Annotated in this window: 12 protein-coding genes and 2 tRNA genes; 9 read left to right on the plus strand and 5 right to left on the minus strand. The window is 72.5% G+C overall.

The window, feature by feature from the left end; genetic code table 11:
* Positions 1-34 precede the first annotated feature (34 nt).
* The gene (gene pepN, locus OG689_RS27200) at positions 35-2599 is read right to left on the minus strand and encodes an aminopeptidase N (protein WP_266323491.1); all 2565 of its coding nucleotides are present in this window, start codon (positions 2597-2599) and stop codon (positions 35-37) included.
* Between the two features lie 220 nt (positions 2600-2819).
* On the opposite strand from pepN, the gene OG689_RS27205 reads away from it, so the two are divergent.
* On the plus strand, positions 2820-3452 hold the full coding sequence (locus OG689_RS27205) for a DsbA family protein (RefSeq protein WP_266323492.1): 633 nt from the start codon (positions 2820-2822) through the stop codon (positions 3450-3452).
* A gap of 87 nt (positions 3453-3539) precedes the next feature.
* On the opposite strand, the gene OG689_RS27210 is transcribed toward OG689_RS27205, so the two are convergent.
* The gene (locus OG689_RS27210; protein WP_266327461.1) at positions 3540-4859 is read right to left on the minus strand and encodes an amino acid permease; all 1320 of its coding nucleotides are present in this window, start codon (positions 4857-4859) and stop codon (positions 3540-3542) included.
* Between the two features lie 392 nt (positions 4860-5251).
* On the opposite strand from OG689_RS27210, the gene OG689_RS27215 reads away from it, so the two are divergent.
* The 4 genes from OG689_RS27215 to OG689_RS27230 all read left to right on the plus strand — a co-directional run bounded on the left by OG689_RS27215 (position 5252) and on the right by OG689_RS27230 (position 9026).
* A complete protein-coding gene (locus tag OG689_RS27215) occupies positions 5252-5863 on the plus strand; it encodes a biotin transporter BioY (protein ID WP_266323493.1) in 612 nt (203 codons plus the stop codon).
* A gap of 140 nt (positions 5864-6003) precedes the next feature.
* Complete coding sequence (locus tag OG689_RS27220) at positions 6004-6489, plus strand: ribose-5-phosphate isomerase (protein ID WP_266323494.1); 486 nt, start codon at positions 6004-6006, stop codon at positions 6487-6489.
* A 476-nt stretch (positions 6490-6965) separates the two neighbouring features.
* Positions 6966-8135: a PP2C family protein-serine/threonine phosphatase gene (locus OG689_RS27225; protein ID WP_266323495.1), complete on the plus strand. Its 1170-nt coding sequence runs from the start codon at positions 6966-6968 to the stop codon at positions 8133-8135.
* Positions 8136-8831: 696 nt separating this feature from the next.
* Entirely contained in the window at positions 8832-9026 is a 195-nt protein-coding gene (locus tag OG689_RS27230) for a hypothetical protein (protein WP_073927841.1), read from the plus strand.
* A gap of 42 nt (positions 9027-9068) precedes the next feature.
* On the opposite strand, the gene OG689_RS27235 is transcribed toward OG689_RS27230, so the two are convergent.
* Complete coding sequence (locus OG689_RS27235; RefSeq protein ID WP_266323496.1) at positions 9069-9854, minus strand: DUF6348 family protein; 786 nt, start codon at positions 9852-9854, stop codon at positions 9069-9071.
* Positions 9855-9975: 121 nt separating this feature from the next.
* The gene (locus OG689_RS27240; protein ID WP_266323497.1) at positions 9976-10377 is read right to left on the minus strand and encodes a VOC family protein; all 402 of its coding nucleotides are present in this window, start codon (positions 10375-10377) and stop codon (positions 9976-9978) included.
* A gap of 204 nt (positions 10378-10581) precedes the next feature.
* Between OG689_RS27240 and OG689_RS27245 the strand changes: the two genes are divergently transcribed.
* On the plus strand, positions 10582-11127 hold the full coding sequence (locus OG689_RS27245; RefSeq protein WP_266323498.1) for a hypothetical protein: 546 nt from the start codon (positions 10582-10584) through the stop codon (positions 11125-11127).
* Between the two features lie 150 nt (positions 11128-11277).
* Here OG689_RS27245 and OG689_RS27250 read toward each other — a convergent pair.
* A tRNA-Gly gene (locus OG689_RS27250) sits at positions 11278-11348 on the minus strand.
* 162 nt (positions 11349-11510) lie between these two features.
* On the opposite strand from OG689_RS27250, the gene OG689_RS27255 reads away from it, so the two are divergent.
* The 3 genes from OG689_RS27255 to tig all read left to right on the plus strand — a co-directional run bounded on the left by OG689_RS27255 (position 11511) and on the right by tig (position 14961).
* Positions 11511-11584, plus strand: a tRNA-Pro gene (locus OG689_RS27255).
* A 230-nt stretch (positions 11585-11814) separates the two neighbouring features.
* The gene (locus tag OG689_RS27260; RefSeq protein ID WP_266323499.1) at positions 11815-13305 is read left to right on the plus strand and encodes an MDR family MFS transporter; all 1491 of its coding nucleotides are present in this window, start codon (positions 11815-11817) and stop codon (positions 13303-13305) included.
* Positions 13306-13554: 249 nt separating this feature from the next.
* Complete coding sequence (tig, locus tag OG689_RS27265) at positions 13555-14961, plus strand: trigger factor (protein WP_266323500.1); 1407 nt, start codon at positions 13555-13557, stop codon at positions 14959-14961.
* Positions 14962-15110: the final 149 nt, after the last annotated feature.

Consider the following 15110-nt stretch of genomic DNA (forward strand, 5'->3'; position numbering starts at 1 on the left):
TCCCACCCGGTGCGGCCCCTTTGGTGCGCCGGGGTCAGACGCGGTCGCAGGCCTGTGCCCGCAGCGCCCGGGCCAGGTCGTCCCGGCACTCCAGCACGAGCCGGCGCAGCGCGGGCGCCGCGTCCGGGTGGCCGGTCAGCCAGGCGTCGGCGGCCGCCAGCGTCTGCGTGCTGATCTGCAGCCGGGGGAAGAAGCCGCCGACGATGCGCATCGCGATCTCGATGGTGCGCTCGGCCCAGACCTGCTCCAGCAGCCCGAAGTACCGCTCGGCGTACGGCGCGGTGAGCTCGCGCTGCCCGGCCGGCGCGAAGCCCGCGATCTGCGCCTCCACCAGGGCGTTGGGCAGTTCGTCGGAGTCGATCACGGCTGACCAGGCGGCGGCCTTGGCCTCGGCGGTGGGCCGGGCGGCCAGGCACTGGGTGTACTGCCGGCGGCCGCCGGCGGTGTTGTCGGCGGCGAATTCGCCGGCCAGCTCCTCCTCGGTGGCCTCGCCGGCGACGGCGAGTGCCAGCCAGAGGGACCAGCGCAGCTCCTGGTCGACGGCCAGGCCGTCGATCCGGGCGCTGCCGGCCAGCAGGCCGCGGACCAGGCGCAGGTGCTCGGAGCCGTTCGCGGTCTGGGCCAGGAACCGCGCCCAGGCCAGCTGGTGGTCGCCGCCGGGCGCGGCGGCGCGCAGCTCGCGCAGGGCGCCCTCGGCGAGCAGCCGGCCGCCCTCGGCACGCCAGGCGGGATCGGCGTAGAGGTCGACCGCGCCCTTGGCCTGCTGGTGCAGGGACTGCAGGACGCCGATGTTGGACTCCTGCCCGGCGAACCGCAGCACCAGCGCGACGTAGTCGCGGGCGGGCATCAGGCCGTCCCGGGTGAGGTTCCAGACGGCCGACCAGGTGAGCGCCCGGGCGAGACCGTCGGTGATGTCGCCGAGGCCGGTGCGCAGGGTCTCCAACGACTCCGAGTCGAAGCGGATCTTGCAGTAGGTGAGGTCGTCGTCGTTGAGCAGCACCAGGGCGGGCCTGGGCCGTCCGACGAGTTCCGCGACGACCGTGCGCGCGCCGGTGACGTCCAGCTCGATCCGGTCGGTGCGCACCAGGGCGCCGTCCGCGTCCCGGTCGTAGCAGCCGACCGCGACCCGGTGCGGGCGCTGCGGCTCGCCGTCCTGCAGGACGGCGAGTTCGGTGATCCGGCCCTCCGCGTCGACGGTGAGCTGCGGGGTGAGCGCGTTGACGCCGGCGGTCTGCAGCCAGGCGCGGGCCCAGGAGGTGAGGTCGCGCCCGCTGGTCTCCTCCAGCGCGCCGAGCAGGTCGTCCAGGACGGTGTTGCCGTACGCGTGCCGCTTGAAGTAGCGCCGGGCGCCCTCGAAGAAGGCGTCCCGCCCGACGTACGCCACCAGTTGCTTGAGCACCGAGGCGCCCTTGGCGTAGGTGATGCCGTCGAAGTTGAGCTTGGCGTCCTCCAGGTCCCGGATGTCCGCGGTGATCGGGTGGGTGGTCGGGAACTGGTCCTGCCGGTAGGCCCAGGCCTTGCGCTGGTTGGCGAAGGTGGTCCAGGCCGTGCGGTACTTGGTGCCGGCGGCGAGCAGCGCGTACGAGCCCATGAAGTCGGCGAACGACTCCTTCAGCCACAGGTCGTCCCACCAGCGCATGGTGACCAGGTCGCCGAACCACATGTGGGCCATCTCGTGCAGGATGACGTTGGCCCGGCCCTCGTAGGCGGCCTCGGTGACCTTCGAGCGGAAGATGAACTCCTCGCGGAAGGTCACGCAGCCGGGGTTCTCCATCGCGCCGATGTTGTACTCGGGGACAAAGGCCTGGTCGTACTTGCCGAACGGGTACGGGTAGTCGAACTCCTGGTGGAAGTACTCCAGGCCCTGCTTGGTGACGCCGAGGATCTCGTCCGCGTCGAAGTAGGGCGCCAGCGACTTGCGGCAGAGCGCGGAGAGCGGGATCTCCAGGGTGCTGCCGTCGGGCAGTTCGCGGCTGTAGTGGTCGCGTTCGACGTGGTAAGGGCCGGCGACCACGGCGGTGAGGTAGGTCGAGATCGGCCGGGTCGGCGCGAACTCCCAGGTGCGGGAGGTGTCTTCGTCCTTGACGCTGTCGTGGACGGCGTTCGACCAGACGTCCCAGGCGGCCGGCGCGGTCACCGAGAAGGTGAACGGCGCCTTCAGGTCGGGCTGCTCGAAGTCGGCGAAGACCCGGCGGGCGTCGGCCGGCTCGTAGTGGGTGTACAGGTAGGTCTCGCCGTCGGCCGGGTCGGTGAACCGGTGCAGGCCCTCGCCGGTGCGGCTGTACGCGCAGTCCGCCTCCACCTCCAGGACGTTCTCCGCCGCGAGGCCGTCCAGTGCGATCCGGGCGCCGTCGAAGACCTCGGCCGGGGCCAGCTCGCGGCCGTTGAGCCGCACCGAGCGGACGGCGGGCGCCAGCAGGTCCACGAAGGTGGCGGCGCCCGGCTCCGAGCAGCGGAAGCGGACGGTGGTGCTGGAGCGGAAGGTACCGGCCGCGGGGTCGGTGGCCGAGGTCACGTCGAGGTGCACCCGGTAGCCGTCCACCTCCAGGATGCCGGCCCGCTGCTGGGCTTCCTCACGGCTCAGGTTCTTGCCCGGCACGGCGGTACTCCTTTGTCCGGCTCGCACGGTGGTGCGTTCTGCGGTCCGCGGGCCGCTGGTGGGCGGCCGGCGCTTTCCCGGGCATCCTTTCACGGGCCCGCCGGTCGGTACCATTGCACAGGCCGGTGGGGGCCGGGCGGAATCAGCGGGCGGGGCGGGGCGTTGGGCCGTTGGGTACTACCCGTGTCCGGAGCCCGACTCACCGAAGGATCACAAGGCCGTGACTGCTGCCGAAGACCGCAAGACCGCCGACTTCTGGTTCGACCCGCTGTGCCCCTGGGCCTGGATGACCTCCCGCTGGCTGATCGAGGTGCAGCAACTGCGTCCGGTGGACGTGCGCTGGCACGTGATGAGCCTGGCCGTGCTCAACGAGGACAAGGACATCCCGCCGGCCTACCGCGAGATGCTCGCCGGCGCCTGGGGCGCGGTCCGGGTGTGTATCGCGGCCGCCGAGAAGCACGGCGAGGAGGTGCTGGGCCGGCTCTACACCGAGATCGGCACCCGCTTCCACAACCAGGGCCTGCCGCGCGAGCGCGCCACCATCGAGGCCGCGCTGGTCGCCGCCGGCCTGCCGGCCGAGCTGGCGGACGCCGCCGACACCGACATCCACGACGAGGCCCTGCGCGCCTCGCACGCCGAGGGCATCGGCCTGGTCGGCGAGGAGGTCGGTACCCCGGTGATCGCGGTCGAGGGCGCGGACGGCGAGCGCGTCGCCTTCTTCGGCCCGGTCGTCACCCCGACCCCGCGCGGCGAGGCCGCCGCCCGCCTGTGGGACGGCACCCTGCTGGTCGCCTCCACCCCCGGCTTCTACGAGATCAAGCGCACCCGTACGGCGGGCCCGTCCTTCGAGTAGGCACGGCAGCGCGGCGAAGGGCCCCGGGCCCGTCCGGACCGGACGGGCCCGGGGCCCTTCGCCATGCCTTGCGCGGCCCGCGCGCCGTCAGGACCGCACGGCGCGGGTGCGGGCGTCGCGGCGCTGCTTGAGGTAGCCGCCCAGCGAGAGCAGCGCGACCAGCACGCCCGCCGCGTACAGCTGCTCGCGGTTGCCCTCGGTCGTGGTCATCAGGCCGAGGATGGCGACGACCGCCAGCAGCGCGGCCCAGGTCAGGTACGGGAAGCCCCACATCCGGACGGTGAGCAGCTCGGGGGCCTCGCGCTCCAGCCGGCGGCGCATCCGCAGCTGGACGACGCAGATGAAGAACCAGACCACCAGGATGGCCACGCCGGTGGTGTTCATCAGCCAGGTGAACACGGTGTCCGGCCAGAACTTGCCGGCCAGCACGGCGCCGAAGCCGAAGCCGCAGGAGGCGATCACGGCCAGCCGGGGCACCCCGCCGCTGACCTTCGCCAGGGCCTTCGGACCCTGTCCGCGGGAGACCAGCGAGTACGCCATCCGGGAGGAGCCGTAGATGTTGGCGTTCATCGCGGAGAGCAGCGCGATCAGGACCACGGCCTCCATGATGGTGCCCGCGCCGGGCACGCCCAGGTGCTGGAGGACGGTCACGTACGGGCCGTTCTCGACGATCGACGGGTCCTTCCAGGAGACCAGCGTGACGACCAGGGCCATCGAGCCGATGTAGAAGATCGCGATCCGCCAGACCGCGGTGCGCACCGCGTTGGCGACGCTGCGCCGCGGGTCCTCGGACTCGGCGGCGGCGATGGTGACCGTCTCCAGGCCGCCGTAGGCGAACACCGAGGCCAGCAGGCCGACGATCAGACCGCTGGTGCCGTTGGGCAGGAACCCGCCCTGGCCGGTCAGGTTGGTGGTGCCGGGGTTGCCGTCGCCGAGCACACCCAGCACGCCGAGCGTGCCGAGGACGAGGAAGGCGACGATCGCGGCCACCTTGACGGCGGCGAACCAGAACTCGAACTCGCCGAAGTTCTTCACAGCGGTCAGGTTGCTGGCGCAGAAGAAGGCCATGAAGATGCCGACCCAGACCCAGGCCGACACGCCCGGCACCCAGCCGTTCATGATCTTGCCGGCCGCGGTGGCCTCGGCGGCGACACCGCAGCAGAGCATCACCCAGTACATCCAGCCGCTGGTGACCCCGGCCCACGGGCCGAGCTCCTTCTCGGCGTGCACCGAGAAGGAACCGGAGGCCGGCCGGGCCGCCGACATCTCGCCGAGCATCCGCATGATCAGCATGACCAGCAGGCCCGAGAGCGTGAACGCCAGGATGATGGCGGGGCCGGCGGCGGCGATGCCCGCGCCCGAGCCGACGAAGAGACCGGCCCCGATGACGCCGCCGAGGGCGATCATCGAAAGGTGCCGTTGCTTGAGTCCGTGCGCGAGCTGCCGGCCGTCGGCCGGAGCGGGGGTGGCGGCCGGGGCGGACGTCTCTTCGATCGCCGGTGGCGCGGTGGTACGGGCCATGAGGGTGGTCCAGACTGTTCGGATACCGGGTGGAGCGGTCCAATATCCGGTGCCACCTCTGCTCATGCCAAGAAACCCGGGCCGGGGCTCAGCATGCGGACCGGATCATGACGACACGTGACCGGATCCGTACGGTCCGGTCACGGTGGGTGCGCTCGGTCACGCCGATCCCGACAACGGCGCCGGGTGGCCCTTTGTCGGTTTCCCTGACGGTGCCACAGCTGCCGGACGCGTAGGTTCACAAGGGTTGACCGGCTTCCAGACTGCGGAGATCCCCGATGGCCACTGCCAGCACCACCGCCAGCACCCCGATACGCACCGGCGCAGTCCTCGCCGACCTGCTGCCCTCGGCGTCCACCCGCCTCGGTGCGCAGGCCCGCGACCTCGCCCTGACGGTCGGCGGCGCCGCCCTCACCGGCCTGGCGGCCCAGCTCTCGGTGAACGTCCCCGGCTCGCCCGTCCCGGTCACCGGCCAGACCTTCGCCGCCCTGCTGGTGGGCACCGCCCTCGGCGCCCGCCGCGGCATCGCCTCGCTCGGCCTGTACCTGCTCGCCGGCATGGCCGGCCTGCCCTGGTTCGCCCAGGGCACCTCGGGCTGGGCGATGCCCTCGCTGGGCTATGTGATCGGCTTCGTCCTCGCGGCCGGCCTCACCGGCACCCTCGCCCGCCGCGGCGCCGACCGCAGCCCGCTGCGGACCGCCGTCGCGATGGTCCTCGGCACCCTCGCCATCTATGCCGTCGGCGTCCCGTACCTGGCCGTCGCGCTGCATGTCTCCCTCGCCCGCGCGGCCGAACTCGGCCTGTACCCGTACCTGGTGGGCGACGCACTGAAGTCCCTGCTGGCGATGGGGGCGCTCCCGCTGGTCTGGAAGCTCCTCAAGCGCGACTGAGTGCCCCCGGTGCGCCGGTGCGCCCTTGGCGGGCCGGCGCACGCGGGTTCCCGGCCGGCGGCGAGGCGTCGCGACGGCCCCGCGAGGCACGGCCGAGCCCCTGCCACGGTCGGCCGAGGGCGCATGCCACACTCATACGCATGCGCGTGTACCTGGGTTCCGACCATGCCGGATTCGACCTCAAGAACCACCTCGTCCAGTGGCTGAAGGAGGCCGGCCACGAGCCGGTCGACTGCGGACCGCTCATCTACGACGCCGAGGACGACTACCCGCCGTTCTGCCTGCGCGCCGCCGAGCGCACCGCCGCCGACGCCGAGGCGCTGGGCATCGTGATCGGTGGTTCGGGCAACGGTGAGGCGATCGCCGCGAACAAGGTCAAGGGCGTCCGCGCCGCACTGGCCTGGAGCGAGCAGACCGCCGAGCTGGGCCGCGAGCACAACAACGCCAACGTGATCAGCATCGGCGGCCGGATGCACACCGAGGACGAGGCGACCAAGTTCGTCGAGATCTTCCTCAACACCCCGTACAGCGGCGCCGACCGGCACACCCGCCGGATCGAGATGCTCAGCGACTACGAGATCACCGGCGAGCTGCCGCCGGTCCCGGCGCACCACCCGCAGGGCTGATTCCGCCGCACGACCACGTACGTCCGGCCGGCCGCTCGTCCGCAGCGGCCGGCCGTCACCGTTCCCGGCCCCGGGCCGTTGTCGCCCGGCCGGGCCCCGCGACTGCCGGTCCGCCTTTCGGCCGCTTCCCGGCCGCGGTTGCCAGGGTCGGGGCAGGTCCCGGGCCGCGGTCGCGCGGCGCCGCTGTGTCGTGCGCCACAGCACCCGCAGGATCAGGGGGCGTGCGGGCTTCGCCGCGCGCGTCCCGCGCACACCGTGCTTCTCCTCCGCCGGCCCACCCGTCCAAGCCTGTTGACGGAACGGTTGGGCGGTGCGGCACTCGGCCGAAACCCGTTGGAGCCCGGCAGGAACTCCGGACGGCACCCGCGCACCCCGTCGACGGCGGCCAGTGCCGGTGGATATGGTCGGACCCCATGGCTGGCAGACCTCCGGGCGCACCGCCCCAGACAACTGCGACGAGGCCCGACGCCGCCCCGGTGGCCACGGACCCCGTCGCGGCCCGGCTGCGCAAATGGCAGCGCAAGGTCCGTCGCAAACTCCGCACGGCGGGCGTCGACTACTTCCGCGGCGGCGCCGCCGACTGGCCCGTCCTCGGTGCGCTCGCACTGCTCGTCCCGGTACTGGTGGTGCTCAACATCTGGGCCCCCGCCTGGGCCCCTCCCACCGCTCTCGTCCTGCCGATCCTGGCCGCCGCGCTGCTGCTGCGCCCCGGCAGTCTGGTGGTCCTCTACGCGCTGGCCGCGGTCGGCCTCTCCGCCGAGTCGGTCATCCACACCGGCGAGCGGGTCGCCAGCGAGAACCCCGACGCCTACACCTACGGCGTCACCCCCGGCGCCGCCCTGGTGGTCGGCGCGGCCGGGGTGGCCGGCCTGCTGCTGGCGCAGTTCCGCAGCCGGGTCGGGGTCCCCTGGTGGGGCGGATCCACGATGCTCTTCGACCTCCGGGAGCGCCTGCGGGTGCAGAGCAGGGTCCCCGAACTGCCGGCCGGCTGGCACGCCGACATGGCGCTGCGCCCGGCCGGCGGCCAGTCCTTCTCGGGGGACTTCGTGGTCGCCTCCCGTACCGGCCCCGCGCAGCGGGTGCTGGAGGTGGTGCTCGCGGACGTCTCCGGCAAGGGCATGGACGCCGGCTCCCGGGCCCTGCTGCTCTCGGGCGCCTTCGGCGGCCTGCTCGGCTCGCTGCCCGCGCACGAGTTCCTGCCCGCGGCCAACGGCTATCTGCTGCGGCAGTCCTGGGAGGAGGGCTTCGCCACCGCCGTCCACCTGGTGCTGGACCTGGACACCGGCGAGTACGAGCTGCTCTCGGCGGGCCACCTGCCGGGGATGCAGCGGCTCTCCGGCGCCGGGCGCTGGGAGGTCAAGGAGACCACCGAGGGTCCGCTGCTCGGGATCTACGACGGCGCCAAGTTCGAGGGTGTCCGGGGCCGGCTGAACCGCGGTGACGTGCTGATGCTCTGCACCGACGGCATGGTCGAGGCGCCCGGCCGGGATCTGTCCGAGGGCATGGACCGGCTGATGGGGGAGGCGGACCGGCTGGTGCCGGGCGCCGGCCCGACCAGCCGGCACGGCGCGGCGGCCCGGCTGATCGAGACGGTGGCCAAGGACATCAACGACGACCGCGCGGTCCTGCTGCTCTGGCGCGACTGACCCGGCGGCGACCTGCTCGCAGAACCCGACCACCCGACCGCCCGTCCGCCCGTCCGCCCGTTCCCCGACCGCCCGGCCCGTGCGCCGGTCTGCCCGCTCGGCTTCCCGCTTCGGCCGATCCCGTCGGCCCTTCGCGTCGGGCGTGACGCCTCGCCGGCCCCCGGCCTCGCAGAACAGGCGTGGTCGGGGCGCCGCCGACCGCCCCGCACCGGGCGTTCGCCCGGTGCATGTGCCGCTGTCAACCCCTGTTCCGCGGGGCAGCTGATCTTCGGCCATTCCTGGCCGGCGGTCAGGGGCGCGCCCGCGCCCCGCGCGCGCTCCCTCGGACCGGCGCCGGCCGGTGCCCCCGCACCGTTCATCCCGGCCCCGCCGACGATCCGTCAGCACCGCCGCGCTATCGTCTCGGTCGGCGGAAATTCGTCTCACATCGCAGGATCTCGGGCTCCTGCTGCCGGTAACACCTTTACGCAACCCGCACGGTCGACCACACTGAGTCCGGGCGGGACTGGTTGTGACTCGGGGACTCGGGGGATTGGGGGCGTCAGGTGCGGCGCGGTATGCACCGTAGGGCCGCCGGGCGCGCCGACCGCGATGCGATCGACCGACTTCCGCCTCGGGACCGTCGGACAGACCGGGGTCCGGCTTCGCACGGAGCTTCTGGGCGAAGCTCCCAATGAAACGAGGAAGTGAGTCCGGGTGGCACTCTCCGTCTCCGCGCTGGTCCTGTTCGGCGTCATCTGCATCATCTTCATCCGCAACAAGCAGCTGAAGATCGGTCACGCGATCCTGGCCGCGCTCTTCGGCTTCATGCTCAACCAGAGCACGGCCGCCAAGCCGATCCAGGACTTCCTCAGCCAGTTGGCGAAGACCATCTCCGGCGTCGCCAGCTGACCGGTCCGTAGGCCCCGGCGGCCGGGACCGGGCCCGACAGGGCTACTGGCCGGCCCGCCGGGCCTGGCGCCACCGGCTGAGCAGTCCCCGCGGGCGCACCCGCGCCGGTCCCGTCATGGCCACCGGCGCCGCTTCGGCATGCCCGGGCGCGGCCGGGGACAGGCCCTCCGCGGTGCTCAGCAGGACGAACATCCGGGCCCAGCACAGCCGTTCGCCACGCGGCCAGTCCAGCGCGCGCAGGGCCGCCGACGCCGCCTCGGACACCTCGCCGTCGACCCGGACCTCGGCCACGTCGTCGCCCGCCTTGCCACCCAGGAACAGCTTGACGCCGTGGACGGGCGGACCGGTCAGCGCCGGCAGCAGCGCGGGGGCGAGCGCCGGCAGTACCTGGTGCTCCGACAGCCACCGGGCCAGCCGCTCGTTGCCGAAGCCGAACACCGCCGCCGGCCCCTGGACGGCCTGCCAGCCGGGCAGTTCCCGGGGCTCGTAGTGGTCGCCGTGCTCGCCGCGTCTCTCCTGCACCTCGACCAGGGTGGCGGCGGTGGTGGTCGCCCACATGCGTACGGCGTTGGCGAGCTTTTCCTCCTCGGTCTGCCCGAGCCCCGCCGCGCAGTCCCAGACCACGGGGGCGTCGGCCCGGCCGAGCTGCAGCACGAAGCCGAGGTCGACGTGCCCGGCGCCGTCCTGGCCGGGGTGCTCGCGGACGGCGACGGCCGTCGTCCCGGGGCCGCGGACCACACTGCCCTCGACCGTGAACTCCTGCCCGAACCGTGCCATCTCCTGGACCACGCTGCGTTGTATGACGTCCAGTCGCTCCTGGGGACGCACGGGACACTCCTCACCCTTGAAGCTCGAACGCCCGGGTGGGGCTCGAACGTACGGTCCGGCATCGAACTGACATCGGACGCCAGCGAGGCTATCGGCCGTGGCCCCGGCCGGGAAACCGTCCTCACACGGGCGGCGTCAGCCACTCCTGGAGTTCCACCAGGTTCCCCTCGGGATCGGTGAGGTGGGCCACCCGCAGGCGCCCCCACTGCACCTGGGGCTCCGCCAGCAGCCTGTGGCCGCGGGCGACGACCAGGGCGGCCGTCTCGTCCACACTGTCGACCTTGAGCACGACCAGGGCCCGCGGGCCTCCGGGAGCCGCGGTGTCGAGGGTCCCGGCCGGCAGTGCCCGGGCGAAGTGCTCCCGCTGTTGCAGGGTCACGGCCGCCGCGCCGGCCGGCGGGCTGAGCTTCCCGTACGGGCCGCTCTCGTCGTCCTGCTGCGGGGTCAGCCCCAGCACGTCCCGGTAGAAGCGGAAGCAGCTGCCGAAATCGTCCACGAGCAGCCGTACTTGTGTGAGTTCCATGCTGTTCCTCCCCGAATCACCGCGTCCCGGCGGCGGTCCGCCGCCGGTCGGGAGCCTACGCCGGGGGCCTACGCCGGGGGCCGCTGCCCCGGGGGAGCGGCCCGGAGGTCCGGGGCCCGGGGGAAGGTGCCTCGGCTAGCGGAATGCCCCGATATGGACCATTTTGGGTAGCAATACCCGCCGGCCCGCGCAGGAGCAGACGCCATGACCCGCACCACCCTGAGGCCCCCACCCCCGCCGTTCGTGCTCACCCCGGACGGCTCCGGCCTCGCCGAGGAGATCGAGGCCTACCTCGCCACGCTCCCCGCCCCGGCCCGGCGCCCGGCGATCCCGTACATCGCCCCGCTCGGCAGTGTCGTCCAGCCCTGGAACGCCGCCCACCCGCTGCCCAGGCCCACCCTGCTCGACCGGATCGCCCGCCGCCCGCCCCGCCCCGTCCGGCTGACCGCGGCCGGCCACCTGCGGCTGACCTCCCGCTACATCGGCGCCTTCGGCTGGCTCCAGGGCGCGATGTGGGACGAGGCCGGCCGGGTCTGCCTGCTCGGCGCCCAGGCCGCCGTGCTCGCCCACGGCTACGGCACCCCGCTGACCGTCCAGACCGCCCGTGTCCAGGTGATGGAGATCCTGCACGCCACCGGACGCCCGGTCAGCTCCCCCGACGAGTACAACGACCGCTCCACCACCCGCCAGGCCGACATCCACCAACTCCTCGACCGGGCCGCTGCCCGCGCCCAGTCGCTCGGCCTCTGACCGGCCGGCCGCCGGCCGTGGACGCGACGGAGCGTGGGCGGCCGCGGCGGGGAGACGTGCGCGGAACGGGCCCGCGGGCCTGAAAGACCGTGGGAACGAGAGAGGCCCAGGTCAGGGGGTAATCCCCCTGACCTGGGCCTCTGTCAGCTGAGCGGGCGACGAGAATCGAACTCGCGTGGCTAGTTTGGAAGACTAGGGCTCTACCATTGAGCTACGCCCGCACGCGTGCCCGGGAGCACGCACCCCGCGGCCGTTGCCGGTCGCGAGGACGGGGTCAGCCTACCTGGTCCGGTCGGGTGTGTGCACACTCCTTTCGCCGCGGCGGCCTCGGAGAATGTCGGCGAGCCGTGGGGGCCCGGCGTGTACGCTTCCTCTCGGCACCACGGGGTGTGGCGCAGTTTGGTAGCGCGTCCGCTTTGGGAGCGGAAGGCCGTCGGTTCGAATCCGGTCACCCCGACAGTGCGGCAGGGTCTCGTCGGACAGGCGGGGCCCTGTTGTCGTTCCCGGGCACGGGTGCCGTTCGGCCGGGCGTTTCCGCGGTTGCCGGCAGGGGTCCGCGCGTCCCTCCTCCGGCCGGTGCCGCGCCGGGTCGGTCGTGCACGTCGGTGGGTACCGACGCGGACTCGCGTTTCGCGGCGCGGTCGGGCAAGGTGGAATGTTGATTGTTCACCAAAAGCTGGAGACCGGATGCCCGCCCCCGACCACACTGTCCCATCGCGCCGGGGGATCAACCCGAAGACCGCGGTCGGCGTCGTCTTCGTGGCCTCGCTGTTCATGTCGATCATGGACACCACCATCGTCAACGTGGCGCTGCCCTCGATCGGGCGGCAGTTCGGCGTGGACCCGGCGGGCGTCGGCATCCTCAACGTCGGGTACCTGGTCAGCCTCGCGGTCTTCGTGCCGCTGTCCGGCTGGCTGGGCGACCGGTACGGCACCCGGCGGGTCTTCCTGGTCTCCCTCACCCTGTTCACGGTCGCCTCGCTGCTCTGCGGCGCCGCCGACTCGATGGCGCAGCTCACGCTGTTCCGGATCTTCCAGGGCGCGGCCGGCGGCATGCTCACCCCGGTCGGGATGACCATGCTCTTCCGGGCCTTCCCGCAGGAGGAGCGGATGCGGGCCACCCGGGTGCTGATGCTGCCGACCGCCGTCGCTCCCGCGCTCGGGCCGGTGCTGGGCGGCTGGCTGGTGGACGGCTGGTCCTGGCACTGGGTGTTCATCGTGAACATCCCGGTCGGCGTCGCGGCCCTGGTCTTCGGCCTCCTCTTCCTGCCCGACTACCGGGTCGAGCGGGCCGGGCGCTTCGACGCGGCCGGCTTCCTGCTCTCCGTGGCCGGCTTCGGCCTGCTGATGTACGCCCTCGCGGAGGGCGCCGCCCAGGGCTGGGGGAGTACCCGGATCCTGGTGCCCGGCGCGACCGGGGCGCTCGCCCTGGCCGCCCTGGTCGTGGTGGAGCTGCGCCGCCCGGAGCCGATGCTCGACCTGCGACTGCTGCGCGACCGGATATTCCGGACGATGAACCTGCTCTCCCTCTGCTCCGGCGCGGCCTTCCTGGGGATGCTCTACCTCTTCCCGCTGCTGATGCAGGACGCGCTCGGGATGGACGCCCTGCACAGCGGCCTGATGGTGTTCCCCGAGGCGATCGGGGTGATGATCGCCTCACAGGTGGCCGGCCGGCTCTACCCGAGGATCGGCCCGCGGCGGATCCTGGTCGCGGGCGCCACCGTGGTGGCGCTCTGCCTGGCGGCGATGACGGCGATCACGCCGGACAGCAACCTGTGGGCGGTGCGCGGGCTGATGTTCGTCACCGGTTTCGCGATGTCGCACGTCTTCATGCCGTCGCAGACCGCCGCCTTCGCCACCGTCCCCGCCCGCGCGACCGGGGCGGCCTCCACCCTGTACAACGCGCAGCGGCAGCTGGGCTCGGCGCTCGGGGTGGCGGTGCTCGGAACGGTCCTGACCGCGGTCGGGACGGTGACCGTGGACACCTCGGGTACGCCCGTGGCGAACCTGGCCGCGTACCGGGCGGCTTTCCTGGTGGCCTCCGGACTGGCCCTGGTGGCGGCCGTCATCGCTTTGTCCGTCCGGGATTCCGATGCGGCGGCGACGATGCGCAAGGGTCCCGGGCCCGTCGAGGAGCCCGCCGGGGAGGCCCTCCGGGAGGTCGCGCGGGGGGTCTGAGAGCGCTTTGGCGGCGGCGTCCTGGCGTCCGCCTTTCGTGGTACCGGTAGGATGGGGCGCTGGTGGTAGTGCCTGTGGTGTATACCCAGGTCAGCCACCCGAGGGCGAGGAGTGACTCTCAGCGTCCACCCCCACGGGAGATGCAGCCCCAACCGCCCATCGCCCGTCTCGCCCGACCTGACCGGCCCATGCCGGCCGCCGGGAACGGCGGAGACAACCCTGACCGCAAGCCCAATAGGAGACCCAACCGTGAAGAGCGCCGTCGAGACTCTGAACCCGACCCGGGTTCGACTCACCGTCGAGGTGCCCTTCGAGGAGCTCAAGCCCAGCCTCGACGCGGCGTACAAGAAGATCAACCAGCAGGTCTCGGTCCCGGGCTTCCGCAAGGGCAAGATCCCGAACCGTGTCATCGACCAGCGCTTCGGCCGTGCGGCCGTGCTGGAAGAGGCCGTCAACGACGCCCTGCCGCGCTTCTACACGCAGGCCGTCGACGAGGGCAAGATCGAGGTCCTCGGCCAGCCCGACATCACCGACATCGAGGGTGTCGAGAAGATCGCCGACGGCGGTGACCTCAAGTTCACCGCCGAGGTCGACATCCGCCCCGAGGTCACCCTCCCCGACTTCACCGAGATCTCGGTGACCGTCGACCCGATCGTCGTCTCCGACGAGGACGTCGACAAGTCCCTGGAGCAGCTGCGCGAGCGCTTCTCCTCGGTCAAGGACGTCGAGCGCGAGGCGGCCGCCGGCGACATCGTCGTCGTCGACCTGGAGGCCAAGGTCGACGGTGAGGTGCCGGACGACGGCATCGCGTCGGGCGTCAGCTACGAGATCGGCTCCGGCCGGCTCATCGACGGCATCGACGACGCCGTCGTCGGCCTGGCGGCCGGTGGCACCGCGACCTTCAGCACCGAGCTCAAGGGTGGCACCCAGGCGGGCAAGACCTCCGAGGTCACCGTCACCGTCACCGCCGTCCAGGAGAAGGAGCTCCCCGAGCTGGACGACGAGTTCGCCCAGCTGGCGAGCGAGTTCGACACCCTGGACGAGCTGCGTGCCGACTCCCGCAAGCGCCTCGAGCGCATGAAGGAGTTCGACCAGGCCACCCAGGCCCAGGAGAAGGTCCTGGACGAGCTGCTCTCCAAGGTCGAGATGGACTACCCGGAGAAGCTCCTCAAGGACGAGATCGAGACCCGTCGCCACAACCTCGAGCACCACCAGCTGGAGCCGATGGGCCTGACCCTGGAGGCCTACCTGGCCACCCAGGACAAGTCCCTCGAGGACTTCCAGGCGGAGACCGAGGAGCAGGCCAAGAAGGGCATCAAGACCCAGTTCGTCCTCGACCAGATCGTGGGCAACGAGGAGCTGGGTGTCAACCAGGAGGAGCTCACCGAGCACCTCATCCGCCGTGCCGCCGGCTCGGGCCTGACCCCGGACCAGTTCGCGCAGCAGGTCGTCCAGGGTGGCCAGGTGCCGCTGCTGGTCGGCGAGGTCGCCCGTGGCAAGGCGCTGGCGCTGGTCGTCGAGGCCGCCAAGGTGGTCGACACCGAGGGCAACGAGATCAACTTCGACGACGACGAGTCGGCCGAGACCGTCGAGACCGTCGAGGCCGTCGAGGCCGTCGAGGCGGGCGAGAGCGCCGCCGAGTCCACCGAGGCCTGATCGCCCCGGTAGACGCCTGATCGAGCAGTGGGCCCGGACGCCGTGCAGCGGCGCCCGGGCCCACTGCCGTCTGTGTGCGGGGCGTGTGCGGACGGCACTTCGGGGCCTTTCGGGGGCCGCCGGACCCTGCGCTCACAGCGAACAGTTCT

The organism is Kitasatospora sp. NBC_00240, from assembly GCF_026342405.1.
Classification (GTDB): Bacteria; Actinomycetota; Actinomycetes; order Streptomycetales; family Streptomycetaceae; genus Kitasatospora.